The sequence below is a fragment of the Rhizobium indigoferae genome (genome assembly GCF_034554815.1).
GTDB lineage: Bacteria > Pseudomonadota > Alphaproteobacteria > Rhizobiales > Rhizobiaceae > Rhizobium > Rhizobium leguminosarum.
Genome location: NZ_CP140635.1, coordinates 2,540,884 through 2,566,198, shown reverse-complemented (window position 1 = coordinate 2,566,198; position 25,315 = coordinate 2,540,884). Strand labels below are relative to the sequence as shown.

The 25,315-nt window shown below is 62.3% G+C and carries 26 protein-coding genes, 1 pseudogene and 1 riboswitch; of the genes and pseudogenes, 17 read left to right on the top strand and 10 right to left on the bottom strand.

Annotated features, from left to right (window positions below):
- Positions 1-207 precede the first annotated feature (207 nt).
- Both U5G49_RS13135 and U5G49_RS13130 read right to left on the bottom strand, forming a co-directional pair.
- The gene (locus U5G49_RS13135) at positions 208-1,578 is read right to left on the bottom strand and encodes a sensor histidine kinase (RefSeq protein ID WP_193443595.1); all 1,371 of its coding nucleotides are present in this window, start codon (positions 1,576-1,578) and stop codon (positions 208-210) included.
- Positions 1,575-2,243: a response regulator transcription factor gene (locus U5G49_RS13130; RefSeq protein ID WP_130729179.1), complete on the bottom strand. Its 669-nt coding sequence runs from the start codon at positions 2,241-2,243 to the stop codon at positions 1,575-1,577. The genes U5G49_RS13135 and U5G49_RS13130 overlap by 4 nt, the downstream gene beginning before the upstream one ends.
- 146 nt (positions 2,244-2,389) lie before the next feature.
- On the opposite strand from U5G49_RS13130, the gene U5G49_RS13125 reads away from it, so the two are divergent.
- Together U5G49_RS13125 and U5G49_RS13120 are read left to right on the top strand one after the other, a co-directional pair.
- Entirely contained in the window at positions 2,390-2,878 is a 489-nt protein-coding gene (locus U5G49_RS13125; protein ID WP_193443597.1) for a hypothetical protein, read from the top strand.
- A 69-nt stretch (positions 2,879-2,947) separates the two neighbouring features.
- Positions 2,948-3,361 carry a hypothetical protein gene (locus U5G49_RS13120; protein WP_047621180.1) on the top strand — a complete coding sequence of 138 codons (414 nt, stop codon included), beginning with the start codon at positions 2,948-2,950 and terminating at the stop codon, positions 3,359-3,361.
- Positions 3,362-3,481: 120 nt separating this feature from the next.
- Here U5G49_RS13120 and U5G49_RS13115 read toward each other — a convergent pair whose 3' ends face one another.
- The 3 genes from U5G49_RS13115 to U5G49_RS13105 all read right to left on the bottom strand — a co-directional run bounded on the left by U5G49_RS13115 (position 3,482) and on the right by U5G49_RS13105 (position 7,302).
- The gene (locus U5G49_RS13115; RefSeq protein ID WP_193443599.1) at positions 3,482-4,468 is read right to left on the bottom strand and encodes an aldo/keto reductase; all 987 of its coding nucleotides are present in this window, start codon (positions 4,466-4,468) and stop codon (positions 3,482-3,484) included.
- 177 nt (positions 4,469-4,645) lie between these two features.
- Positions 4,646-5,182 (bottom strand): ATP-binding protein, encoded by a 537-nt coding sequence (locus U5G49_RS13110; protein ID WP_193443601.1) that lies wholly within the window; start codon positions 5,180-5,182, stop codon positions 4,646-4,648.
- Between the two features lie 107 nt (positions 5,183-5,289).
- Entirely contained in the window at positions 5,290-7,302 is a 2,013-nt protein-coding gene (locus U5G49_RS13105) for a BTAD domain-containing putative transcriptional regulator (RefSeq protein WP_193443603.1), read from the bottom strand.
- Positions 7,303-7,478: 176 nt separating this feature from the next.
- Between U5G49_RS13105 and U5G49_RS13100 the strand changes: the two genes are divergently transcribed.
- The 3 genes from U5G49_RS13100 (at position 7,479) to U5G49_RS13090 (ending at position 8,940) form a co-directional block, all read left to right on the top strand.
- Positions 7,479-7,721, top strand: coding sequence for a DUF1127 domain-containing protein (locus tag U5G49_RS13100; protein ID WP_193443605.1), 243 nt, complete (start codon positions 7,479-7,481; stop codon positions 7,719-7,721).
- 310 nt (positions 7,722-8,031) lie between these two features.
- Positions 8,032-8,412: a VOC family protein gene (locus tag U5G49_RS13095; RefSeq protein WP_193443607.1), complete on the top strand. Its 381-nt coding sequence runs from the start codon at positions 8,032-8,034 to the stop codon at positions 8,410-8,412.
- A 45-nt stretch (positions 8,413-8,457) separates the two neighbouring features.
- Positions 8,458-8,940 carry a cupin domain-containing protein gene (locus U5G49_RS13090; RefSeq protein ID WP_193443610.1) on the top strand — a complete coding sequence of 161 codons (483 nt, stop codon included), beginning with the start codon at positions 8,458-8,460 and terminating at the stop codon, positions 8,938-8,940.
- Positions 8,941-9,047: 107 nt separating this feature from the next.
- Here U5G49_RS13090 and U5G49_RS13085 read toward each other — a convergent pair whose 3' ends face one another.
- From U5G49_RS13085 to U5G49_RS13075, 3 genes and pseudogenes are all read right to left on the bottom strand, one after another.
- Complete coding sequence (locus U5G49_RS13085) at positions 9,048-9,392, bottom strand: response regulator (protein ID WP_018242640.1); 345 nt, start codon at positions 9,390-9,392, stop codon at positions 9,048-9,050.
- Between the two features lies 1 nt (position 9,393).
- On the bottom strand, positions 9,394-10,866 hold the full coding sequence (locus U5G49_RS13080; RefSeq protein ID WP_193443612.1) for a sensor histidine kinase: 1,473 nt from the start codon (positions 10,864-10,866) through the stop codon (positions 9,394-9,396).
- Between the two features lie 125 nt (positions 10,867-10,991).
- Positions 10,992-11,992: pseudogene (locus tag U5G49_RS13075) on the bottom strand (AraC family transcriptional regulator).
- Positions 11,993-12,082: 90 nt separating this feature from the next.
- Here U5G49_RS13075 and U5G49_RS13070 point away from each other — a divergent pair.
- The 6 genes from U5G49_RS13070 (at position 12,083) to U5G49_RS13045 (ending at position 17,965) form a co-directional block, all read left to right on the top strand.
- Positions 12,083-12,451, top strand: a complete 369-nt coding sequence (locus U5G49_RS13070; RefSeq protein ID WP_018242638.1) for a DsrE family protein — start codon at positions 12,083-12,085, stop codon at positions 12,449-12,451.
- A 182-nt stretch (positions 12,452-12,633) separates the two neighbouring features.
- A complete protein-coding gene (blh, locus tag U5G49_RS13065; protein ID WP_193443614.1) occupies positions 12,634-13,914 on the top strand; it encodes a bifunctional sulfur transferase/dioxygenase Blh in 1,281 nt (426 codons plus the stop codon).
- Between the two features lie 141 nt (positions 13,915-14,055).
- A riboswitch (cobalamin riboswitch) is annotated at positions 14,056-14,310 on the top strand.
- A gap of 178 nt (positions 14,311-14,488) precedes the next feature.
- Positions 14,489-15,505, top strand: coding sequence for an ABC transporter substrate-binding protein (locus tag U5G49_RS13060; RefSeq protein ID WP_193443616.1), 1,017 nt, complete (start codon positions 14,489-14,491; stop codon positions 15,503-15,505).
- A 5-nt stretch (positions 15,506-15,510) separates the two neighbouring features.
- Positions 15,511-16,542: a FecCD family ABC transporter permease gene (locus tag U5G49_RS13055; protein ID WP_210262138.1), complete on the top strand. Its 1,032-nt coding sequence runs from the start codon at positions 15,511-15,513 to the stop codon at positions 16,540-16,542.
- A complete protein-coding gene (locus tag U5G49_RS13050) occupies positions 16,539-17,303 on the top strand; it encodes an ABC transporter ATP-binding protein (RefSeq protein WP_193443620.1) in 765 nt (254 codons plus the stop codon). Before U5G49_RS13055 ends, U5G49_RS13050 begins: the two co-directional genes overlap by 4 nt.
- A 98-nt stretch (positions 17,304-17,401) precedes the next feature.
- Positions 17,402-17,965, top strand: coding sequence for a hypothetical protein (locus U5G49_RS13045; RefSeq protein ID WP_193443622.1), 564 nt, complete (start codon positions 17,402-17,404; stop codon positions 17,963-17,965).
- On the opposite strand, the gene U5G49_RS13040 is transcribed toward U5G49_RS13045, so the two are convergent.
- Positions 17,962-18,459, bottom strand: coding sequence for an HIT family protein (locus tag U5G49_RS13040; RefSeq protein ID WP_193443624.1), 498 nt, complete (start codon positions 18,457-18,459; stop codon positions 17,962-17,964). The genes U5G49_RS13045 and U5G49_RS13040 overlap by 4 nt on opposite strands.
- A 221-nt stretch (positions 18,460-18,680) precedes the next feature.
- On the opposite strand from U5G49_RS13040, the gene U5G49_RS13035 reads away from it, so the two are divergent.
- Positions 18,681-19,604 carry an MYG1 family protein gene (locus U5G49_RS13035; RefSeq protein ID WP_193443627.1) on the top strand — a complete coding sequence of 308 codons (924 nt, stop codon included), beginning with the start codon at positions 18,681-18,683 and terminating at the stop codon, positions 19,602-19,604.
- A gap of 131 nt (positions 19,605-19,735) precedes the next feature.
- Here U5G49_RS13035 and U5G49_RS13030 read toward each other — a convergent pair whose 3' ends face one another.
- Positions 19,736-20,380 carry a LysE family translocator gene (locus U5G49_RS13030; protein WP_193443629.1) on the bottom strand — a complete coding sequence of 215 codons (645 nt, stop codon included), beginning with the start codon at positions 20,378-20,380 and terminating at the stop codon, positions 19,736-19,738.
- Positions 20,381-20,647: 267 nt separating this feature from the next.
- Between U5G49_RS13030 and U5G49_RS13025 the strand changes: the two genes are divergently transcribed.
- The 5 genes from U5G49_RS13025 to U5G49_RS13005 all read left to right on the top strand — a co-directional run bounded on the left by U5G49_RS13025 (position 20,648) and on the right by U5G49_RS13005 (position 25,301).
- Positions 20,648-21,037: a c-type cytochrome gene (locus tag U5G49_RS13025; protein WP_018242629.1), complete on the top strand. Its 390-nt coding sequence runs from the start codon at positions 20,648-20,650 to the stop codon at positions 21,035-21,037.
- A gap of 148 nt (positions 21,038-21,185) precedes the next feature.
- Positions 21,186-22,004 (top strand): cytochrome c oxidase subunit II, encoded by an 819-nt coding sequence (locus tag U5G49_RS13020; RefSeq protein WP_018242628.1) that lies wholly within the window; start codon positions 21,186-21,188, stop codon positions 22,002-22,004.
- Positions 22,005-22,061: 57 nt separating this feature from the next.
- Complete coding sequence (gene ctaD, locus U5G49_RS13015) at positions 22,062-23,855, top strand: cytochrome c oxidase subunit I (protein ID WP_193443631.1); 1,794 nt, start codon at positions 22,062-22,064, stop codon at positions 23,853-23,855.
- Complete coding sequence (locus U5G49_RS13010) at positions 23,852-24,571, top strand: cytochrome c oxidase subunit 3 (protein ID WP_193443633.1); 720 nt, start codon at positions 23,852-23,854, stop codon at positions 24,569-24,571. The genes ctaD and U5G49_RS13010 overlap by 4 nt, the downstream gene beginning before the upstream one ends.
- 10 nt (positions 24,572-24,581) lie before the next feature.
- Positions 24,582-25,301: a heme-copper oxidase subunit III family protein gene (locus U5G49_RS13005; RefSeq protein ID WP_193443636.1), complete on the top strand. Its 720-nt coding sequence runs from the start codon at positions 24,582-24,584 to the stop codon at positions 25,299-25,301.
- Positions 25,302-25,315: the final 14 nt, after the last annotated feature.

Sequence of the window (25,315 nt, the reverse complement as noted above, 5' to 3'; positions counted from 1 at the left end):
TGGTGATGATCGGGAAGGGGCTTGGTTGCGGCTTTGAGGGAGGGAGCGTTGTGCCGGGAACTGACAACGACGCTTCAGGGATAGATCGCGAAGGTAGTTTTGCGCCGCCGATGGCGGCTATCAGATTGACACTTGCAGTTTGCGCCAGGTGTCACTCTGCCGCGATCACAATATCCAGGTCACCGCCCATCGACCCAGCCCCGAACCTTACCCCGCCGACCTCACCACCAACGGCAAACACAACACACTCCGCAACCCCACCGCCCCATTCGCCTCCAACACCAAAGACCCGCCGTAAAGCCCCGCAAGTTCGTTGACGATGCTCAGCCCGAAGCCGTTGCCCGGCACGTGTTCGTCCTCCCGCACCCCCGGCAGCAACACAGCATCCAGCCGGTCTGCCGGTATCCCTGGCCCGTCGTCCTCGATGGTGATGCGGGCGATCGGGCCGTCGCGGCGGGCGCGGAGGGTGACGCGGGAGGAGGCCCATTTGAAGGCGTTGTCGATCAGGTTGCCGAGCATTTCCTCGACATCGCTTTCGTCGCAGGCGACCCGCAGGCCTTGGGCGATATCGGTGTCGAAGGCGATCTTGCGTTCGGCATGAATCTGGCCGATCGCCCGGTGCAGATCGGCGACCGAGACCGCCACGTCGGTGCTGGCGACATTGTCCGAGGAGGCCATCACCCGGCGGGCGGCGGCGAGGTGATGCTTGATCCTGTTATCGATCCGGGCGGCGAGGCCGCGTAACGCGCCTTGTGGATCGTTTTGCTCGTCGAGTGCCAGCAGCAGGCTCGCCACCGGCGTCTTGAGGCCATGAGCAAGGTTGGCGAACTGTATGCGCGTTGCCGCGAGCCTCTCCTCATTGGTTGCCTGCAGCGTGTTGGTTTTGAGCGCTAGCGGAGCAAGCTCAACGGTTGCCTCATCCGGCAGGCGGGCGCGTTCGCCCCGGTTGATGGCATCGATATTGGCCGCCATGGATTTCAGTGGGCGCAGGCCGAAGCGGATCTGCCAGAGCGTACCGGCCATCAGCACGAGGCCGAGCAGCAGCATACAGGGCACAAGCCAGAAGAGCGCGCGGAGCGCCGGACCGACGAGGGCGATCACTGGTGCCGTCGCGGTGATCGTCAGCGTCATGCCGTCGATGCTGCGCACCGCCTGGCGAAGATAGAGCGGCCCTCTTCCCCGATCACCGCCGCTGCCTGATGTCGGCATGCCCATCAGCACATGACGCAAATCCTGCCGTGGCGGCGGTGCGTCTATCGTGCCATTCATCAGGGAGCGGGAGGTCAGGCGTTGCCGCCCGTCGTCGATCTGCCAGTACCAGCCGGAGGAGGGGCGATCGAAGGGCGGCGCATCGAGCGGCGTGGAGAGGGCGATCCTTCCCTCAGCGTCGCGAGTCACCGCGCCGGCAAGGGCACCGATCTGGATGTCCAAACGCTGGTCGACCTGCTCGCGCACCACCGTTTTCAGCGCCAGCCAGAGCACGATGGCGGCCACAGCGAGCGCCAGCGTCACGAAGATGCCGGAAAACATCAGCAGCCGGCCGGCGATCGAACTTGGCTTGAGGGACGGGGCCTTCATGGCGCCACTGCCGCCGTCAGCATATAGCCGCGGCCGCGCACCGTCTCGATCCGATCGGCTCCGAGCTTCTTGCGCAGGCGAGCGATGATGACTTCGATGGAATTGGAGTCGACTTCGGCATCGCCGTCATAGACGCGCTCGGTGAGTTCGCGCCGGTCAACGATCATCTCCTTGCGCAACATCAGACAGGAGAGCACCCGCCATTCCAGCGCCGTCAGCTTCAGCGGCAGGCCGTCGAGCTCGAAGGTGCCGAGCTGCGCATCGAAGACCAGTGCGCCGCAGACGAGCCGTGCGGCGGCGTGGCCGGCTGCCCGGCGCACCAGGGCGCGCAGGCGCAGCACCAGTTCCTCCACCTTGAACGGTTTGGCGAGGAAATCGTCGGCGCCGGCCTTGAAGCTCGAGACCTTATCCGGCCAGCCGTCGCGGGCCGTCAGCACCAGAACCGGCAGGTTGCGTTCGCCCTCGCGCCAGCCCTTCAGCACGCTGACGCCATCGATCTTCGGCAGGCCGAGGTCGAGGATTGCGACATCGAAGAGTTCGGTCAGCCCCGCATGGAGGGCGTCCTCGCCGTTGCGCGCGATATCGACGACGAAGTTTTCCGATCGCAGCACGGCGGCGATCCGGCCGCTGAGGTCTTCGTCATCTTCGACGAGCAGTACGCGCATGGGGGCAGGGCTTTCATCGAAGGGTATCTCTGGGGACGGGCCAAAACTATCGGGCCGAGCTTAACTCAATCTGAACGGAGAGGTTCAGGCAGGCGAGGGGGTGTGGCGGTTAGATTGCGGCCATTACTGAAGCAAGGAGCAGATATATGCCTGATGAAGACCAGGACAACGGACATCCCGAAGGCGCCGCCACGCCTATGCCGCCAGGATACCGCCGGCGCCGGCTGGCGATCCCCGTGATCGCGGCCGCCGTGGCGCTTGTCATCGGTGCTGCCGGGGGCGCCGGCACCGTGAAGATGATGCGTCCCACGCCTGAAATGGCGCCGCTGACGCCGGTGGCGATTTCGGCCATGCCGGCCACCAGCCTCATCACCATCAAGGGCAAGGTCGCCGAGGTCTATGGCAACAAGTTCGTGCTGCAGGACGAGAGCGGCAAGGCGCTTGTTGAAACGGGCCCGGCCGGCGAGGGTCGCGCCCTCGTCACCCGGGATGAAGCTGTCACCGTTCAGGGACGCTTCGACGATGGCTTCGTGCATGCAAGCTACCTCGTTCGCCAGGACGGACGAACCGAAGCGCTGCGTCCGCCGAAGGGTCCGCCGCACAGACGATTTGCCGATTTCGATCATAGGCCCTGACGGGCGTGAACCAAAGCCGCGCTGCGGTGTTTACAGACACGCCTCATAACTCCGAAAGGAAAGCTTCTCATGCAACGACTTCTCCTATCAGGCCTTGCCCTTGCCGCACTGGCTGGCACCGCCTTCGCCCAACAGCCGCCCGCTCCGCCATCCGCCGGAACTCCACCGGCAGCGGCCGAACCCGGCTCGCCGCCTCCGCCGCCATCTCCGTCTGCCTCTGATGACGATGAGCAGATGACGGACCGGCCGGATGCGCGGCCGGGAGATCGCCCCGATTACCGCTGGCATGGTCGGAGAGGCGACATGGGCTTCCGTGGTTTCCGCGGTCATCGCCCGCCGCCACCACCGCCGTCCAAGGCAGCCCATTTCCGGATTGAAGACGGGAATACCCAGATCGATCTCAAATGCGCCGAGGATGAACCGATGAAGGCCTGCGCCGATCTGCTGCTCCAGGTGATGGACCGCCTGCAGAGCCAGGACTGATCATCCGCGCCTGAGGCGGGTGCCACACGATGATGCAACCGTCCGCGATTTCTCGCGGGCGGTTTTGCGGGTTTCTCGAAGACGTCAGCGACTGGGGGCCAACGGGCATTGGCCTTCGGCTCACCGCGTGACGCGGGCTGCCGATGTTGCGGAGTAGCGATCGCCGTGGACCTCGATGCCTGAGAAGACCGCGTCGATCTCGGCCAGTTCCTCCGATGTGAAGGTGATGTCGGCGGCGGCGATATTCTCTTCCAGCCGGTGCAGCTTGGTGGTGCCGGGAATGGGGACGATCCAGGGCTTGCGCGCCATCAGCCAGGCGATGGCGATCTGGGCCGCAGTCGCGTTCCTGCGGCCGGCAATCGCCTCGATCGCATCGACCACCGGCTGGTTTGCCTTGCGGTTTTCGGCCGAGAGGCGCGGATTAGTCTTGCGGTGGTCGTTGCCGCCTTCGAAACTGGTGTTCTCATCCATCTTGCCGGTGAGGAAGCCGCGGCCGAGCGGGCTATAGGGCACGAAGCCGATGCCGAGTTCTTCGACGATGGCCAGGATTTCCCGTTCCGGGTTACGCCACCACAGCGAATATTCGCTTTGCAACACGGTGACGGGCTGCACGGCATGGGCGCGGCGGATAGAGTCGGCATCGGCTTCGGAGAGACCGAAATGCAGCACTTTGCCGGCGCCAATCAGATCCTTGACCGTGCCTGCCACCTCTTCGATCGACACGGCAGGGTCGACCCGATGCTGGTAGAAGATATCGATGCGATCGGTGCGAAGCCGCGTGAGGGCTTCTTCGACGACCACTCGGATGCGTTCCGGCCGGCTATCCAGGCCCACATCAGGCCGGCCCTCCTTGAAGCCGAATTTCGTCGCGATCACCACCTCATCACGGATCGGCGCCAGCGCCTCGCCGACGAGATCTTCGTTGGTGAACGGCCCGTAGGCCTCTGCCGTGTCGAAGAAGGTCACGCCCCGCTCATGCGCCGCCCGCAAGAGCGCAATGGCATCGCCACGCTCCATCGCCGGCCCGCGATGATAGTTCAGCCCCATGCAGCCGAAACCGATCGCCGAAACGTCGGGGCCTCTTTGGCCGAGCTTGCGTTTGATCATGCGGATGTCCTCCTCAGGTTTGATCGTAACCTAAGGGCAAAGGCTGGTATCGATTAGCCGGTGATATCGGCATGGGCTTATGAATTGGGTTCATGAATGTCGCCCGACGAACTGGAAAGCGGCGAATTGCAAAGGGCGGGCGAGGGCTGGTTTGCGCTGAAGGCCGATGGCGTGACGTCATGACGCCAGCCGGAAGGCTCCGCTCTGCACGGCTTCGATAACCGCGCCCAGCGTCTCTTTCCTGTCGTGCCCATCCGTCGACAGAACATGTCGCTCAAACGCACCCAGCGATGAGAACTGTCGATGGAGCTCTGCAATAGGGCCGGGATCGGTCAGCGTATCGCCGCCACGCTCCCGGCAGCGCCGGATGGCGACATCGAGCGGCGGACGCAGAATGAGGTAGTGGAGGGGTGCCGCGATTTTCCGGAACGGTTCCAGGAACCACGGCCCGACAATGCCGTCCACGACCACGAAGTAGCCGCCGCCGGCATAGCCCGCCGCCGCCTTCGTCAACACGTCGACGACAACGATATTCTGTTCATGAGCTTCCGGCAGATAGGGCGGGATCACGCCGTTCTTGATGAAATGCCAGAAGTCGTCGGAATGAAGATGGACCTTCGGCGAGCCGGGCTCGCTGGCAAGCGCCTCGGCCGTCGTGGTTTTTCCCGAGCCCGGCGGCCCGGTGAGAATGAGAACTTCGCCCGTGTGATCCATCGCGTGGCAATTTCGCACGAAGCAGCATCGTTTCGCAATTAGCCGATAGGCGGTGGGTAATAGCTCGGTATGCCCCCTTCGTTCCGATGACGCCGCTGAAGCGGCAGCTACTCCGGCAGTCCCGCCATCCTGAGAGCCTCAATATATCGATTGCGATCGTCCGGTCGCCGGAATGGTGGCAGCACGTCGGCGAGATTGGAAAGCCGGAGGGCGGGGTCCATCAGGCACAGGCGAGTGATCGTTTCCCCGGCTTGCGCAAGCCGTCCGGCCATGGCCTGGCCCGCCGCCATCACGCGCATGGCGCTCGGGTAGTTCGGCTGGTGCCGTAGCGATTTTCCCGCCCAAGCGGCGGCGTCGTCATAATGGCCAGCGCAAAAATGCGCGAGGCCGGTGTTGAACTGCCAGGCGAACAAGCGCGGATCCAAAGGGCTGAGGCGCATGGCAAGAGCTGCGTGTTCGACGGCCTTATCGGGCTCACCGAGGCAGGCCTTCACCCAGCTGCTGACGCCGAGCGCAGCGGCCAGGTTCGGGTTGAGAAAGACTGCGCGATCGATGCAGGCCGCACTGTCGTCAAGGTCACCGCCGACATAACCGATGACATATCCGCCGTAAGTGAGCGCAACCGCATCGTCCCAGCCGAGTTCGACCGCTCTGCGGGCCAGCCGGGTGGCTTCGGCGGTTTCCTCTGCGGGATTGAGCATCCAGCCGTTGCTCTTTCGGGTGGCGTAGCAGCGCGCCGCTCGGGCATGGGCTATGGCGAATTCCGGGTCACGCTCGATCGCCTTCATAAAAAGCCGTAGGGCCTCGTCGATGACCGATCTGTTGGTGATCGTCCGGTCGAAGGCCGCCAGGCCGCGGAGATAGTAGTCGTAGGCGTCGAGGCTCTCGGTCGGCTTGCGTTTGGCGCGCTCGATCTCAGCCTCCTCCACTTTCGGCGTTATGGCGCCGACGATGCTCGAGGCGACCTGATCCTGAAGATCGAATACATTCGCCAGGGTTCCGTCAAAACGATCGGCCCAAAGATGTGTACCGGTCGACGTATCGATGAGCTGCCCGGCAATGCGGAGGCGGTCACCCGTCCGGCGCACACTTCCTTCGACCACATAGCGTACGTCCAGCTCGCGTCCGACCTGCTTTATGTCGACCGCCTGACCTTTGTAGGTGAAGCTCGAATTCCGTGCGATGACATAGAGGTGGCGGAATTGAGCGAGCGCGATGGTGATGTCCTCAACGATGCCGTCGGCAAAATATTCTTGCTCCGCATCACCGCTCAGATTCTGAAACGGCAATACGGCAACCGATGGCCGGTCGTGATGTTTCGCCGGGGCTGGGAAGACCTGCGGCTGTAAGGCCACGTCGAGGCTGGGTGCCGTCCGCTGATGTTCGGATCCCTGGCGCGTTTGCAGCGAAGCGGCCAGGGAAAAGGTCTCTGCCTCGGGTTCTGCCTGAAGATGCTTCTTCAAGAACGCCCGACAGGCTTCGAACTGGCGCAAGGCCGCGTTTTCGTGACCCCTGAGAGCGTGGATCCGCATCAGCGCCCGATGGGCGGCCTCCACGGTCGGGTCCACAGCCAGCAGCCTCTCGGCGAGCCCTTCGCAAGCCGATTCTTCCGCGGAGCCCGGCTCGGAGAACGCGAGGCTCAACCGCTCCACCAGCTGCAGCGCCTTGCGTTGATATGTGCTCCGATAGGGTCCAAACCACTCATCCAGCCCGTCCGGAATGGCCTCGCCTGCGAGCACCTCGCCGCGGTAGAGGTCGGCGGCGAAGGCGAGATCGGCCGTCCGGCCGGCCTCCAGTTTACGGTCGAAGATCGAAATGTCGGTTTCATCAGGACCTGTTATCAGCGCAACGGTCTCCTGATCCCCGTCGATGTAGACGGCGGCATCTCCCCCGCTCGGGAACGATCGTCTGATATCCACCAGCGCCTGCCGCAGGCTATTGCGGGACTGCTCACTGCCTCGTCCCGGCCAGAAGGCTTCGGAAAGCAGTTCCCTGCGATGGCCACGGCGGCCCGCAAGCGCCAGGGCAGCAAAAAGAAGTGACGTCTTGCGCGTGGTGAAGCGGATTTGCCGGTGCTCCCGGGACGTCACTTCAAGGCCACCCAGCAACCTGATGCGCACAGATCGTCTCCCAGATTTCGGCCGCCACCGCAGAATAGCATTTCGGCAGATAGATTTAACACCGATTTAGCGGCGGCTTGTCGAAGTTTTCCTGGCCGTTCACGCTGAACCGAACAGCCGCAATACGTCCGCGTGTCAGGCTCCCATCTGCAAATCTCACACATGGGAGACTGAAAATGGCTCACACGGAAACTCACGCCGGCATCAGCGCGCCGAAAGGACAGTTGTTCGGGTTCAGGTCCAACAGCGTCGCAATGATCGTCGCTGCCCTGAGGAAGTGGCAGCGGAGCGTCGCAAGACGGAATGCATTGGCAGACATGACGCCCGACCAACTGAGGGACATCGGTCATCCCCGGGTCAATCGACCTGTGCTCGAAATCAAAGCAGGGCTGATGACGGAATTGATGTCGATGCGATAGTCGGAACGTGCGCGAACGCGTCGGCTGTCGGTCGACAAGCCGAGGATCCGAGGCGCAAGCTTTGACCGAAGGCAATCATTGATTCCTCCGAGGATGTAATGCCGATCGATTTTCAGCATGCACAGCCCCGTCAATGATTGGCGGGGTTTTTTGCTGTTCGGCGGCAGGTGGGCTGCGGGTGTGGGCGAGTTCGCTCTGTCGGGGCAGGGGACTGCTGATCTAGCATTCACCCTTCGCCATCAGTCGTCTGTTTTTCCGCCGAGGCGATTTCGACTATGATGGGGCGCTGGAACGATAGGGAGGGCACGGCATGATCGATCATATCACCATCGCAGTGGGTGACCTTGAGAAGAGCAAGCTGTTCTATGAACGCGCTTTCGAACCTCTGGGTTATCGCCTCTCCTTCGGGAAGGAGGGCGTGTTCTGGGCTTTCGATGTCGGCGGCAGCCTGTTCGAGATCCAGCACACCGACGACAAGCCGCCTCTGACGCGTGTGCACGTTGCCTTCCGGGTTCGGAGCAGGGCGGAGGTCCAGGCGTTTTATCGGGCCGCGCTCGACGCCGGCGCCCGGGACAATGGCGCGCCAGGCCCGCGGCCGGAATATGAAGAGAACTATTATGCCTGCTTTGTTCTCGATCCCGACGGATACAATATCGAAGCAATGCTCAATGAGCCGGCGCCGCAAGGGTGAGGCGCAGGGCTCCGCCCAAAGACTGCAATCGAGGGGGAGGTGGATATGTCGAGTTTCAGGAACGCCGTCGTCTCTTTGCCCGGCAAGGAGCGCGTGGCGAGGACGCCCTTTGGCGCGAGGATCGTCATCCATGCCACGGCCGCCGAGACCGGCGGCGCGTTCGGGATGTGGGAAACCTTCACACCGCCCGGTCATGGCCCGGCCCCGCACACGCATACGCGGGAGACGGAAGTCTTTCGGGTCATCCGCGGGCTCTATCGATTCCAATGCGGCGACGAGGCGTTCGACGCGCCTGTGGGAACCGTCGTCGTTCTGCCGCCACATGTGCCGCACAGCTGGCGAAACATAGGCGACGAACCCGGCCAGATGTTCGGCACGGTCACGCCAGGCGGCTGCGAGCAATTGTTCATCGATATCGAGGCTTTTGGTGCCGATACGCCCGAGAAAATCGCGGTGATCGAAGCGCGACTGGGGATCATCAACGACATCACGCTTGCCCTCGGATTGACAGGCCTGCAACCGCGCTGATCGTCCATCAGGGTGTCGATCGGATCCAGTTCAGACCTGCGCCATCGCCCGCCACAACAAGTCTCATTGGAGCGGCTCTTGGACTTGGGCATCGGCCCTCTTGCATCTCAGCCTTCAGTTTCGATGACAGCGGCAAGATCGGCAGTTGTGAACGGCTTGGTCAGCACCGGTCGGCCGGCAAAGGCGGGATCGATACCCGCTGGCCCATATCCGGTCGCGAAGGCAAACGGGATACCGCGCTGCTGAAGGACTGCCGCCACCGGGAATGACTGATGCCCGGCGAGGTTCACATCGAGAATGACGAAATCAAGATTACCGTCGCCGGCAACCTCCAGCGCCGTGGGCAAGCGCGCGGCTGTCGCGACCACTTCGTGACCGAGGTCCATGAGCATGTCCTCGATCATCATGGCGATGGTCATTTCATCTTCAACGACAAGGACGCGTTTGGCCATGTCATTCATTCCGCAGACGGTCTGCGGGAGCGTCGAGACGGAAGGAAAAACCCGTTTCGGCGAACGAGATATCCACACTGCCTCCGGTCTCCGCGGCAAGGCCGCGCTGGATGAGGACCGTGCCGAATCCCTTCCTTTTCGGCTGCTCGACACGCGGTCCGCCATGTTCGTCCCAGTCTATGCGGTAGCGTTGCGTTCCGTCGTCGATGATTTGGAGGGAGCATTTGACGCTGACGGCGCCGCCATCATTCGACCATGCGCCATGACGGACAGCGTTTGTGCCGAGTTCGTGAAAGGCCATGGTCAGCGCCAGGGCCGTTTTTGCGGAAACCCGGATATCGTCTCCGGTCAGCTTCCATCGCTCGCCGTCCGGCCGATGCGGAACGGTCGCCTGGTCGAGCGTCTGTTTCAACGACGCGCTGCTCCACAGTTCGCCTGTCAACAGATCATTGGCACGGCCGAGCGACACCAGCCGCGCCGTGAAACTGTCCAGTGCACGAGGGATGTCTTCGGCATCGCGGAAGGTGCGGTACGCAAAAGCCTGCACCATCGCCAGATTGTTCTTAACGCGATGGTTGAGCTCATGAACGATAAGTTCCAGCTGTTGCTGCTTGTGTCGCCGCTCGGTGATATCGGTCGCGGCCCCAAACCATTCGACGATTGCGCCTGCGTCATTCAAGACTGGAACCGCTCGTGACAGCACCCAGCCGGTACTGCCGTCGGCCCGCCGGACGCGATGCTCGCATTCGAAAACACCCTTGCTTGCGATGGCCTCGTCGATCACCGCCTGGATCGCGGGAATGTCCTCGGGAAACAGATAGGCCTCCTGCCACGCGACAGTTGGATTGGCCGTGTCTGCGAGAACATTGCGCCCGTCGAGCTGCTGCATCTCCTTCCAGTCGGCGCTCATACGGTAGACGATGTCGGTCGTCGCGGTCGTGAACGCCCTGAACCTCTCTTCGCTCTCGCGCAGCCGACGCTGGGCAAGGACGCTTCTCGTGGTTTCGACGACGATCGCGATGACGCCGGCGGGTTTTCCGCTTTCGTCGAGGACGGAGGAATAGTCGAGGTTCATCCAGGCAGGAGCCGGACTGCCGTGGCGCAACAACGTCAACTCCTGATTCTCGTAGGCGAGTGTTTTCCCTGACAGTCCGACCTTCATCACATTGTCATTAAAGTCGGCAATTTCGCTCCAGCCCTCGCGGACCTTCGAACCGAGAAGATCGGGATGACGGCTGCCTGCGAACACGGAGTAGGCGTCGTTATAGATCATCACGCCGTCTTCGCCCCATAGAAGAACGATTGGCACGGGTGAAAGCAGGAGCATATTGGTGGCCGTCTTCAGACTTTGCGGCCAGAGGTCGAGAGGACCGAGCGGCGTTTTGCTCCAGTCGCGGGTCTGGATCAGCCGGCCAATTTCTCCGCCACCGACAGGAAAGCGAGCTGTGAGTGGCTGAGGGGATTCGGAATCCAAGGCTCGCTCCAAATTTTGATGGTGTTTCTAATTAGCGCATCCCTTGATTTTTTCCACCCACGGATGTCGTGGCTTCTTCCTACCAACCTCTCTTGAGCATTGGCGCCTATTGAACCGATCAGCCTCTACGCCTGCGCCATCGCCCGCCACGCGGCCGGCGGGGTGGCGAAGGCGCGGGAGAAGGCGCGGTTGAAGGCGGCTTCGGTGGCATAGCCGGCCTCATAAGCTATCGCCGCGATCGGCTGGCCCGATGTGGCGAGTGCGACGCTTGCGAGGTAAAGCCGCCAGTCCCTGATATAGCGGATCGGCGAGGTCGAGAGCACCGTCTGGAAGCGATCGGCGAGGGCGCTGCGCGAGAGGCCGGAGGCCGCCGCCAGTTGCTCCAGCGACCAGTCGCGTCTGGGATCGTCATGAATGAGGGAGAGGCAGCGCGAGAGCGCGGGGTCGCCGAGCGCTGCCAGCCAGCCGACGGAACGCGACTCGGCCATCATGATCTGATGGCGCAGGATCTCGATGAAGATGATTTCGGTCAGCCGCGGCAGCATCGAGACGCCACCGGCGCGCGGCCTGTCGACCTCCTCGACCATCTGGCGGATGGTGGCGCGCAGCCAGTCGCCGTCATTGGCTGCCCGTGTCCTGACATGGATCAGCCTGGGCAGCGCCTGACGCAGCGGCGCAAAGCTCAGCCCGTCCCATTGCAGATAGCCGCAGAGCAGCCGCACGCCTTGCGCGGCCTCGCCATAGCGCAGCACGGGAATCTCACGCCACGGCTTTTGCGGCAGGTCGCGGGTCGGCAGCACCAGCTTGCCGTCTCTTCCCGCGCCGAGCTGATGTCCGGTGCCGAAGGGAAAGACTAGCACGTCGCCCGCCTCGAGATCGGCCTCTTCACCTTCCGTCTTCAGCCAGCAGCGGCCCTCCACAACGATGTGAAACGGCATCGTGCCCGAAGCCTTCGCCGAAAGGCTCGCCAAGGCCGGCGTGGCATCGGTCCGCCAGTCGCCCGTCGGCATGAAGCAGAACTGCAGTGATCCGATCCCGACAGGCGGATGGTCGACAGCAGCGCCGACAGCACGTCGTCACGCGCGACACCCGCAGCGCCTGGATTTTCGGACAAGGCTTCACGCATTCCGGCCAAATACGCGCCCCGCGCACCCTCCTATCATCAGCTCGTTCAAACCGGGTGAACGCTGTTCACCCTGACAAACGGGAGAATATTATGCAAACCCAAAGCGACAAACTGGTCGTGCTCGTCACCAAAGGCATCGAATCCGAACTGTCCTCCGTCGCCTTCACCATTGCCAATGGCGGCATCACCGCCGGGCTGAAGGTCTCGGTGTTCCTCACCAGCACCGGGATCGACCTGGTGCGCAAGGGCGGCCAGCGCATGACGCATGTGCCGCCGCTCGATCCGCTGTCGAGCCTGATCGAGAATTTCCAGCAGCGCGGCGGCACGATCTGGGCTTGCCCGCCCTGTGTGACCTCGCGCGGTTATACGCAGGAAGACTTGCTCGACGGCGTCGTCATCGTCGGTGCCAGCGCCATGCATGCCGAGATCAAGGAAGGTGCTGCGACGCTGTCGTTTTGACGATACTCGGCCGGGATGGGCGGGAGTTTGGGCGGCGTCTCCCGCCGGTTTCTTCAGGCTTTGCGGATCGGCGACAGGTGCTGAGAAATACCAAGCGCCTATTCTTGCATTCGGCAATATACTTGTGAGATTGTATCGATATACGTGCGATAATGCCTGGTGCGGGCAGCGCGGGGGCTTCGATGACATCCGTGAGGGTCAATGAGCTGATATCGGTGGCGGGGCAGCCCGAGGCCGCAGGTTTTGCCGCCTTCGCGGCTGATGGCTTTGCCGCCGTCATCAATGCCCGGCCGGATGGCGAGGAGCCGGGGCAGCCGGGCAATACCTCGGAAAAGGCTTCCGCCGCCACCGCCGGGCTCGCCTACAGCTTCGTGCCCGTGAAGGGAACCGAGATCACCGAAGCCGATATCCGTGCCTTCCAGGCAGCGATGGCCGAGGCCAAGGGACCGGTCGTCGCCCATTGCAAGAGCGGCACGCGGGCGCTGACGCTCTATGCACTGGGCGAGGTGCTCGACGGCCGGATGAAGCCCGGAGATGTCGAGGCCTTCGGTCAAGGCCTCGGTTTCGATCTTGCTGGCGCGCGCCGCTGGCTGGAAAAGCGGTCAGGGCAGGCGGCTCATGTGAAGGCCTTCTTCGAGCCCCGCACCTGCAGTGTGCAATATGTCGTTTCCGACCCGGCGACGAAACGCTGCGCCATCATCGACCCAGTGCTCGATTTCGACGAAATGTCGGGGGCGACGGGAACGGCCAATGCCGACGCCATCCTCGCTCATATCAAAAGTGAAGGGCTGACGGTCGAGTGGATCCTCGACACGCATCCGCATGCCGATCATTTCTCCGCCGCGCACTATCTGCATGAGAAGACCGGTGCGCCGACGGCGATCGGCGCCCATGTCACCGACGTGCAGACGCTCTGGAAGGAGATCTATAACTGGCCGGCGCTTAAAGCCGACGGTTCGCAATGGGACCAGCTGTTTGCCGATGGCGACACCTTCGAGATCGGTGCGCTTAAAGCCCGCGTGATGTTTTCGCCCGGGCACACACTCGCCTCAGTGACCTATGTAATCGGCGACGCCGCCTTCGTGCACGACACAGTGTTCACGCCGGATTCCGGCACGGCGCGAACCGATTTTCCGGGCGGCAGCGCCAGTGCCCTCTGGCACTCGATCCAGGCCATCCTATTGCTGCCCGAGGAGACCCGGCTCTTTTCCGGCCACGACTACCAGCCCGGCGGCCGCCACCCCCGCTGGGAAAGCACGGTGACCGCCCAGAAAAGCGCCAATCCTCATATCACAGGCATCGACGAGGCCGGCTTCATCGCGCTGCGCCAGGCGCGCGACCGCACGCTGCCGAAGCCGAAGCTGATGTTGCATGCGCTGCAGGTCAATATCCGCGGCGGGCGGTTGCCCGAGCCGGAGGAGAACGGCCGGCGGTATTTGAAGATACCGCTGGATGCGTTGTAGGGGCGGCCGGGGCTGGGAGTGGGCGCCTTTGCCCCAGGTGCGGTAGGCTTCGGCGATGCGGCGGGCGGAGGCGATCGCAACATATTTATCCGCTGGTGGGATGGCTCCTTCGGAATCATCATTGACGTCGTGCAGGTCTGCGACGTAACTGGGTGCGACGGTTCCCTGAAGATGACTCCAAGGGGATTAATAGGGAACACGGTGAGGACGACCCAGTAGGGACCGAGACCGTGGCTGCCCCCGCAACTGTAAGCGGATTGTCGATCATCTCAGGAATGGCCAGCGACTGGCCATCTCTGAAGGGCCCATGGCCCTGCCACTGCGGATATCGCGGGAAGGCGGATGTAACGACGGATATCCGCAAGCCAGGAGACCTGCCGTCAATCACGATCCAATCAACCGGGCGGGGATGCCCGGACAAGGAACAGATATGATTGACCTGCTGAACCTTCGCCGAATTTCGGCATGCATCCGTCTCGATTGGGCCTCCTGCGGCTAGGGCACGCCTAAGCGTGCTTTCGGTCCGCGCACATGCGCGGAACGGCCGTGATTTTTTCCTTCATCGAGGTTTTCCATGCGCCAGATTCTCGCCGCCATGACATTTGCCTTCGGGCTCGCCGGCCTTGCGGCACCAAGCCTTGCCGCGACGCACTACCCCCTGACCGTCAGTAATTGCGGCCACCAGGTGACTTTTCAGAAGGCGCCCGCCAGGATCGTTTCGATCGGCCAGGGTATGACCGAAATTCTTTTCTCGCTCGGCCTTGCCGACAAGATCGCCGGGACGGCCGTCTGGGTCGGTCCAGTCCTGCCGCAATATGCCGAGGCCAACAGCAAGATAAAGCGGCTTGCCGACAACGATCCGAGCTTCGAATCCGTCGTCGGGCAGGAGCCCGACCTGGTGGCGGCCGAGTTCGAATGGCATGTCGGCGCGCAGGGCTCCGTCGGTAAGCGGGAACAGTTCAAGGATCTCGGGATCAATACCTATCTCGCGCCGGCCGATTGCGTCGCCAAGGTCAACACAGATGGCGGCGACGGCGTGCGTGGGGAATTGTTCACGATGGACCTGATCTACCGGGAAATCGCCGAGCTCTCGGAGATTTTCGACGTGAAGGACCGCGGCGATGCGCTGATTTCGGCGCTGAAGAAGCGCGAGGCGGATGCTGTCGCGTCGATATCGGGCGCATCGGGCAAGAACCTGCCCGTCGTCTTCTGGTTCTCCAGCAAAGAGGTCAGCGGCGACGCCTTCATCGCCGGCAAGAACAGCGCGCCCGCCTATATCCTGAAGACGATCGGTGCGAAGAACGTTGTCACCACGGAAGAGGAATGGCCGCTGGTGGGTTGGGAAACCATCGCCCAGGCGAACCCTGCCGTCATCGTGCTCGCGACCATGGACCGCCGCCGTTATGCGGCTGACGATCCTAAGGTCAAGGTCGATTTTCTTGAGAACGACCCTGTGACCAAGGAGCTCGACGCGGTCAAAAACAAGCACTTCGTGATGATGGACGCGCAGTCGATGAACCCGACGATCCGCACGATCGATGGCATCGAGACATTGGCGAACGGCATCAAGTCCTTCGGCCTGGCGCAGTGAAGGCAATGTCGGTCAGGCAACAGGGATGGTGGGCGCTTGCCGCGCTCACCATTGCCGCACTTCTCCTGCTCGGGCTGATGATCAGCCTTGCCGTTTCCATTGGCGAGATCGCAATTCCCGTTGCGACCACGGCGGAGGCGGTCTCGAACCGGCTGTTCGGAACGAATTTCGAGATCAGCCGCATCCACCAGGGCATCGTCTGGGATTATCGTCTGAGCCGCGCGCTCGTCGCGGCCAGCGCCGGCGCATCGCTCTCGCTTTGCGGTGCGATCCTGCAGGCGCTGCTGCGCAATCCGCTGGCCGAACCCTATGTGCTCGGCATCTCCGCCGGCGCCTCGACGGGCGCCGTCTGCGTGATGATCCTCGGTTTCGGCTACGGCATTCTCGGCCTCTCGAGCGGCGCCTTCATCGGTGCGGTGATCGCCTTTCTGCTGGTCGGCTTCCTGGCAACGGGTGCGGGAGGAAGCGGCGAGCGCATCATCCTTTGCGGCGTCGCCGGTTCGCAGCTCTTCAATGCGCTGACCTCCTACATCGTGACGACATCGGCGAATGCCGAGCAGGCGCGCGGCATCCTGTTCTGGCTTTTGGGTTCGCTCAGTGGCGTGCGCTGGCCCGATGTCTATCTGTCGGTGCCGATCGCGCTTGCCGGCTTCATCATCTGCATGGCCCATGTGCGGGCGCTGGACGCCTTCGCTTTCGGCACGGATGCTGCCGCCTCGCTCGGCATTGCCGTACGCCGCGTCCAAATCGTGCTGTTCGGCATGACGGCGGCGATGACGGCAAGCGTCGTCAGCATGGTGGGTTCGATCGGCTTCGTTGGCCTCGTCATCCCTCACGCCGCCCGCTTCCTCGTCGGGCCGGGGCATGAGCGGCTGCTGCCGGCAACAGCGCTCGGCGGTGCGATTTACATGGTCGGCGCCGATATTGTTTCGCGCGTCATCATACCGCAGCAAATCCTGCCGATCGGCGTCGTCACCGCACTCTTCGGCGCGCCGGCCTTCGCCATCATCCTCTATCGCGTGCGAGGGAATGCATGAGCATCAGCGTCGACGAGGTAAGCTTTGCCGCCGGCGATACCGTCATCGTCAACGGCGTCAGCCTAACGGTGGAAAGGGGCAAGGTGTTCGGCCTGCTTGGGCCGAACGGTTCCGGCAAATCGAGCCTTCTCAGATTGATTTGCCGGCTGCGCAAGGTTCGCAGCGGCGTCATCCGGCTGGGTGATGACGATATATCCTCGCTGTCGCGCGCAGCGCTTGCGCGGCGCGTCGCCTTCGTCGAGCAGCAGACGACGACGGATACGCAATTGACGGTGCGCAACGTGGTGCGGCTCGGCCGCACGCCGCATCGCGGGCTGTTGTCGTCCTGGGGCGCCGGAGACGACGCAGCCGTCGACGAGGCCCTGTCGCGGACGGGCATGCGGGAGAGGGCGGGCCAGCTCTGGCAGACGCTGTCGGGCGGTGAGCGCCAGCGCGTCCATATTGCCAGATCGCTGGCGCAGGCGCCGAGCGAACTGCTGCTCGACGAGCCGACCAACCATCTCGATATCCAGCATCAGCTCGACATTCTCTCGCTGATCTCGAAGCTCGGCATCACCTGCATCGTCGCACTGCACGATCTCAATCTGGCGGCGATGTTCTGCGACAGGCTGGCGGTGCTTCAGAAAGGCGAGGTCGTCGCCTCGGGGGCGCCGGAGGAGGTGCTGACGGAGGATATGATCGGCCGGGTCTTCGGCGTTCGCGCCCATGTCCAGAAATCGGCCGTGCACGGCCGCCATCATATCCAATACGTCATGGATTGAGGAATGGCGGGGAAATTCGATCTCAAGAGGAGGTATGGCCTCGCTAGCCTTTTTCCCGGACTGGCGTATTATTTCCTGCGGTCGAATGGAGTTTCGAGATGCTCGAACGAAATCAGCTTCCCCTGCGCCCTGTCGCACCCGGCTTCGCTGTCGCCTGGGTCGTCGTCATTTCAGGTGCGAGCGTCGCTCTCAGCCTGCTTTTCGCCTGCATAACGCCCTTCGTGGCCTTGGCGGCGGTATCGGCTGTCATTCTTCCCCGGCGGATGGCGGTGACGGCGGTTCTGCTGGCCTGGCTTGCCAACCAGATGGTCGGATATCTCGTACTCGGTTATCCCCAGACCTGGGACAGTTATGCCTGGGGTCTGGCGATCGGTATCGCGGCATTTGCGTGCCTGGCTACGGCGCTCGGGGTACTTCGTCTCTCGACAGATCTTACGGTTACGATGGCCGGCGCCTTCCTGGCCGGGTTCGTTGCCTATGAAGGCGCGCTGTTTGCTGCAACGGCGGTGCTTCCGTCAGGTGAGGGAGCGTTTTCGGCAGCGGTGGTGGCTGATGTTCTGCTGATCAATTCTCTCGCGGCGATCGGACTCATCTGCCTGCATGCCGGCGCGGCGGCCAGCCGGGCGCTTATCGCAAGACAGCAGGGAACGGTGTTGTCTTAGGCTTCAGGCGCCGAAAACCGCATTGTCTCCCGCAGCAGCTCGATGGCTTCTGAGACCGATGGCCCTTTGAACGGTGGCGGCTCTGCGCGTTCGCAGAACTCACGCCAGACAAACAGCGTCAGTTCCGCGCCATCCGTTGCGGTTTCCCCTGGTCCCTCTGCGAAATTCTCGAGCAGACGATAGCGAGCGTCCTTCCAGAACAACTCCTCCACCCAGTCATATATCGGGATCACATGAAAATGGATCGGGTAACCAGGCGTGTGCCCGTATCGGCCGATATAGACGCGCTGAGCTTTCAATTGCTGTTTCAAAGCACTCTGAGCTCTTGCGAGCAATGGGCCGAATTCAACCAAAGCATCTTCGGACAAATCCGACAGATCGTTGGTGTCGGTCTTGGAGCTGATCATGAGGTAACCGGGAAGGGCAGAATTGATGCGGTGGTTCACAAGCCATCCTGCCGTCTCGGCGACATGAAAGTGCTGGGGAATCTCCACGGACTTACTCCTGATGCACCCTTCAGGGGCTTCGATGAATCCCGCTAGAGGCCGGTATCGCGGTGACGTCAGAACGGACGCTGTAACACATTGGATTGCTGCATCATTTTATTCTTAAATCGACTCCGATTTAAGGTATGGGTTGAGATAGCAGCCGGCAACGGTTATTTGGTGCCGACCTGCAAGCGGACTCTCCGCGAACGACAAGGCGCATAGCTCCCATGATCCCCGATTTCCTCGTCACCCATTCCGGTGGCTTTCATGCCGACGAATTGCTGTCGAGCGTCATCCTGACCCGGCTTTTCCCACAGGCGCGTATCGTCCGCAGCCGGGCGCCGGAGTGGATCACGCCGGGCGAAGACCGGATCATCTATGATGTCGGCGGAGCCTATGACCCTGCTGCCGGGATGTTCGATCACCACCAGCGCGGCGCGCCGCTGCGCGACGATGGCCAGCCCTACAGCTCGTTCGGCCTGATCTGGAAGCATTACGGCCGTGATTATCTCACAGCCTTCGGCCTTCCCGAAGCACATGTGGAAGCGATGCACGGCTCTTTCGACGCCAGCTTCGTGCTGCCGGTCGATCTGACTGATAATGGCGCGCTCAGCCCCTCGGGGCCGTTGGCCGGGTTGACGCTGCCGGCGCTGCTGGAGACCCTGAAACCGGTTTTCGACGAAGCGGACCCTGAGGCCGATAACCGCGCCTTCCACGCGGCCCTTGCCATTGCCCGCAGTTTCGTTGAGGCCAGGATCGCCCAGAGTGCCGCAAAATTGCGGGCCGAGGCGATTGTGCATCGGGCAATCGAAGCTGCGGGGCAGGGGCGTGTTTTGGAATTGCCGAGGGGCATGCCTTTCCGTCCCGCCATCGTCAAGGCGAGCGCCGATCACCTGCTGTTCGTCGTTCATCCGCGCGAAAAGGACTGGTGCGTGACCGGCATCCGGCGCGCCGAGGAGGGGTTCGAGCGCAGGGCTGATCTGCCGGCGGCCTGGGCCGGGCTCACCAATGGCGCACTGGAGGCGGTTTGCGGCATAGAGGGCGCAAGCTTCTGCCACAACGGCCGCTTCATCGCCGCCGCCAGGACCCGCGAGGCGGTGCTTGCCATGGCCGATTTGGCGGTAAAGGAGGCGCTTTCAATCGGGGCGTAGTTAAATGGCGGCGGTTGAGGTTGCGCGAGGCCAGTATCATATCCAGTCCCGGCGGCAGGTCGCTGATCCTGTTGCCGCCCTCCGGACGTTCGCCCAGCCTTTCTGTGACGAAGGCGGTTTGCCCGTCTTCGCTATCCGGCCTGCAATGTCGCCATCTTGGCGCCGAAGCCGATGAAGACCACGCCTGTCGCGGCTTTCAGCCAGCGCTGGAAGCGCTGGTTGCGCGCAGCTCTGGCGAGCCTCGCAAAGAGCAGGACCATTGAGCCGAACCAGATGACGTTGAGGCTCGCATGGACGGTGACCAGAAGGAAAGCCTCGCCGATCGCGGCCCGGCCATTGGCATCGTGATAGATGAACTGCGGGAAGACCGCGAGGTAGAACATCGACACTTTCGGATTCAGGGCGTTGGTGAGGAACCCCTCGAGGAAGGCGCGGGGGAGGTGCCTTACCTTACGGGAAGGGGCCACTGACGTTACGGAAGCATAACCGCGCCAAGCACCGACCAGCGCCTTGATACCGATCCAGCAGAGATAGGCGGCGCCAATCAATTTGACGACGAGGAAGGCCTGCGCCGACTGCGCCAGCAGCAGGGAGATGCCACAGATCGACAGGGTGCCGTGCACATAGAAGGCGGCGACGAAGCCGGCAATATTGGCGAAACCGGCGCCACGCCCCGAGGCCGGCACCGTCCTGGCGATGAGGATGCCGTTGGGCCCGGGGGAGATGATCAGCAGCGCGGTGACGAAAGCAAAAGACAGAATTTCAGCAATCGACATTGCGCGCCTTTCCTGGGCTGGTTTCGAGGGCGGCTTTGAAGCCGACGGTCAAGTATGTCGTCGCCGATACCCGCGTCAATATCCAATCCTCGAGGGTGACGGACCCTCCCGGGAGGACTGGACCAGGCCTGGCCCGCGTCCCAATTGTGGAAGCGATTGACTTGCTATCGTGAAGGACTAAGCTTTACGCCATACAACCACCACTCACACGCGAGAGATAAAGGAGGGTGTGAGTGGCTGGCAACCTTGAGGAGGATGAGGTTTGCCATGGATTACCGTGTTGTTCTGCTGATCGGCGCATTCGTGATTGCTCTTTTCCCTGGTAACGCCGGGGCGCAGGAGGGCGATGCGACGGCGGGTGCCACCGTTTTCAAGAAATGCGCGACCTGTCATGTCGCCGATACCGATACGAACAAGGTCGGCCCGTCGCTGAACAAGCTGTTCGGCAGAAAGGCCGGGACGCATCCGAATTTTGCCTATTCGGCCGGAATGAAGGCTGCCGGCGAGGGCGGTCTCGTCTGGGACGAGACAGTGCTGCGCGACTATCTCCACAATCCGAAAGCGAAGGTGAAGGGCACGAAAATGGCCTTCGTCGGCGTGAAGGACGACAAGGAGATCACCGATCTCATCGCCTATCTCAAGCAGTATTCCCAATGATGGGCAGCAATACTCCAAACGACGGTTCGCGGCCGGCGGCGCATGCCTAAATTGCCGTAATTGCCGATATTTTCTATCTGTGCGATAATAAAACAGACTTTTTTGCGGAATGCGGTTTCACGGGTCGACTGCTCAGGGAGGAGCGGAAATGGCTGTCGTGCTGATCCTCGTCCTGATTGTCGTCGGCTCCGTGCTGTTCCATGTGCTGAGCCCGTGGTGGTGGACGCCGATCGCGTCCAACTGGACCTATATCGACAGCACCCTCGTCATCACCTTCTGGATCACCGGCATCGTCTTCGTGGCGGTGGTTTCGTTCATGGCCTATTGTGTCTTCCGCTTCCGGCACAAGCCGGGCAACAAGGCGCATTATGAGCCCGAGAACCGCAGGCTGGAATTGCTGCTGGGAGGAGGAACGGCGCTCGGCGTCGCGGCGATGCTGGCACCCGGCCTCATCGTCTGGAACCAGTTCATCACGGTGCCTGCCGATGCCGCATCGGTTGAGGTCGTCAGCCAGCAGTGGCTATGGAGCTTCCGCCTGCCCGGAGCCGACGGAAAGCTCGGCCGCGCCGAGACGCGCGACGTCACCCCGGAAAATCCGCTCGGCCTCGATAAAAACGATGCAAGCGGTCTCGACGACGTCATCATCGAGGGCGGCGAGCTGCATCTGCCGATCGGCAAGCCGGTGCACATCTTGCTGCGCTCGGTCGATGTGCTCCACGATTTCTATGTGCCGGAATTCCGCGCCAAGATGGACATGATCCCCGGCATGATCACTTATTTCTGGTTCACGCCGACGCGGACGGGGACCTTCGAGATTCTCTGCGCCGAACTCTGCGGCGTCGGCCATCCGCAAATGCGCGGCACCGTCGTCGTTGACGAGGATGCGGACTACCAGACCTGGCTCGGGCAGCAGCAGACATTCACCCAGTTGACGGCGTCATCGGAAGCGTTGCCGCCGGCAAACTGAACCGGTCAGGCGGCGTGCCGGTTCAAGGAACCGGCGGGAAAAGGGAGGAGAGAGATCATGGTCGAGATTCCATCCGGAAGCATTCCATCCGGTAGTGCTGGCGCCATCCCCTCCGCCGAAGTCGAGGATGTCGAGCTTTATCATCCACATAGCTGGTGGACGAAATATGTGTTCAGCCAGGATGCCAAGATCATCGCCGTGCAATATTCGATCACCGCCATCGCAATTGGCCTGGTGGCGCTGGTGCTCTCCTGGCTGATGCGGATTCAGCTCGCCTTTCCCGGCTATTTCGCCTTCATCGATGCCGATCACTATTACCAATTCATCACCATGCACGGCATGATCATGGTGATCTATCTCCTGACTGCGCTCTTCCTCGGCGGCTTCGGCAATTACCTCATTCCGCTGATGGTCGGCGCGCGCGACATGGTCTTCCCTTACGCGAACATGCTGAGCTACTGGATCTATCTGCTTGCGGTGCTGATCCTCGCCGCCGGATTTTTCGCGCCCGGCGGCCCGACAGGGGCGGGCTGGACGCTTTATCCGCCGCAATCGGTTCTGTCAGGCACGCCTGGCGGCAAGGACTGGGGCATCCTCTTGATGCTGTCCTCGCTGATCGTCTTCATCATCGGCTTCACCATGGGCGGGCTGAACTATGTGGTGACCGTGCTGCAGGGGCGGGCGCGCGGCATGACGCTGATGCGGATGCCGCTCACCGTCTGGGGCATCTTCACCGCGACCGTGATGGCGCTGCTTGCCTTTCCCGCGCTCTTCGTCGCCTGCGTCATGATGATGTTCGATCGCCTGCTCGGCACGAGCTTCTTCATGCCCGCCATCGTCGAAATGGGCACGCAGCTGCAGCACGGCGGCGGCAGCCCGATTCTGTTCCAGCACCTGTTCTGGTTCTTCGGGCATCCGGAGGTCTATATCGTCGCACTCCCGGCCTTCGGCATCGTTTCGGATCTGATCAGCACGCATGCGCGCAAGAACATCTTCGGTTATCGCATGATGGTCTGGGCGATCGTCATCATCGGGGCGCTGAGCTTCGTCGTCTGGGCGCACCACATGTATGTCAGCGGCATGAACCCGACCTTCGGCTTCTTCTTCGCCACCACGACGCTGATCATCGCCGTGCCGACGGCGATCAAGGTCTACAACTGGGTGCTGACGCTCTGGCGCGGCGACATCCACCTGACGCTGCCGATGCTCTTTGCGCTCGCCTTCATCGTCACCTTCGTCAATGGTGGTCTGACCGGCCTCTTCCTTGGCAACGTCGTCGTCGACGTGCCGCTGTCGGATACGATGTTCGTCGTCGCGCATTTCCACATGGTCATGGGTGTGGCGCCGATCCTCGTCATCTTCGGGGCGATCTATCACTGGTATCCGAAGGTCACGGGACGCATGCTGAACGACGTGCTCGGCCATATCCACTTCTGGATCACCTTCCTCGGCACCTATGCGATCTTCTTTCCGATGCACTATCTCGGCCTGCTCGGCGTGCCGCGCCGCTACTTCGAGATGGGAGAGACGGCCTTCGTTCCGCCTTCGGCCCATACGCTGAACATCTTCATCACCGTCATGGCGCTGATCGTCGGGGTCGGGCAGATGGTCTTCCTGTTCAATCTGGTCTGGAGTCTTTTCCGGGGCAGGGAGTCCGGTGGCAATCCATGGCGGGCAACGACGCTCGAATGGCAGACGCCGCAGACGCCGCCCGCGCATGGCAACTGGGGCAAGGATCTGCCTGTCGTCTACCGCTGGGCCTATGACTACAGCGTGCCGGGGGCGGCCGAGGATTTCATTCCGCAGAATGTGCCGTCAGGCGGCGGCGTAACCCGGGAGGTCCACGCATGAACGTCATCCTGGTCTTCCTTGCCGCCATCGGCGCCGTCATCATCTGGTGGCTGGCAGGGCAACGGCTGACCTCGAAGCCCTGGCTGGAAACCGGGTCAGTACAGCTGCCGGCTCATGACGGCGTCGACCGGCAACAGTCGCCCGCGCCGGCAGTGAAAATCGGTCTCTTCGTGTTTCTCGGCGTCGTCGGCGCCGTCTTCAGTCTTGCCGTCAGCGCCTATTTCATGCGCATGGCGTCCGCCGACTGGTGGGCAATGCCGGTTCCTCGGCTGCTGTGGGTGAACACCGCAGCACTCGCCTTGAGCAGCGCCGCGCTGCAATGGGCCAAACGAGAAGCGGGGCATGGCCGCATGGAAAACCTGCGGCCGGCGCTTGCCGCCGCGTTTGTTCTTGCCGTCGCTTTTCTCGTCGGACAGGTCCAGGCATGGCGGGAGCTGGTATCAGCCGGCTATGTGCTTGCCGACAATCCTTCCAACAGCTTCTTCTATATGCTCACCGGCCTGCACGGCCTGCATATCCTCGGCGGGCTTGCCGTGCTTTCGCACGCGACGGTCAGGGCATTCTCTATCGACATTGCGCCGGAGAGGCTGCGCCTCAGCGTCGATCTTTCCGCCATCTATTCGCATTTCATGTTCGCCGTCTGGCTCTTGCTCTTCGCGCTCTTTGCCGGCTGGGCGAATGACTTCGTCGATCTCTGCCGCACATTGCTCAACTAGGGGATTGCAGATGGCACACTCTGTCCAGACACACGGCGAGGCAGACCTCCGGCCGGCCGGCCTGCGCGGTGTGGCCGCCGATTTCAGCTCGGATCAGCGTGCCTTCAAGACCGCCTCCTGGGGCAAGGCGATGATGTGGATCTTTCTGCTCAGCGACACCTTCGTCTTCGGCTGTTTCCTGATCGCCTATATGACCGCCCGCATGTCGACGCCCGTTCCATGGCCCAATCCGAGCGAGGTCTTCGCGCTGCATATCGGCGGCCAGGACGTGCCGCTAATCCTGATCGCGATCATGACCTTCGTGCTGATCTCGAGCAGCGGCACCATGGCGATGGCGGTCAATTTCGGCTATCGCCGCGACCGCCGCACGACGGCGATCCTGATGCTGCTGACGGCCGTTCTGGGCGCATGTTTCGTCGGCATGCAGGCCTTCGAATGGACGAAGCTGATCACCGAAGGCGTGCGTCCCTGGGAGAACCCGTGGGGGGCGGCACAGTTCGGATCGACCTTCTTCATGATCACCGGCTTTCACGGCACCCACGTGACGATCGGCGTCATCTTCCTCCTCATCGTCGCCCGCAAAGTCTGGCGCGGCGATTTTGACCAGGAACGGCGCGGCTTTTTCACGAGCCGGAAAGGCCGCTACGAGGCCGTTGAGATCATGGGCCTCTACTGGCACTTCGTCGACCTGGTCTGGGTCTTCATCTTCGCGTTTTTTTATCTGTGGTAGGGCTTCTATCTGTG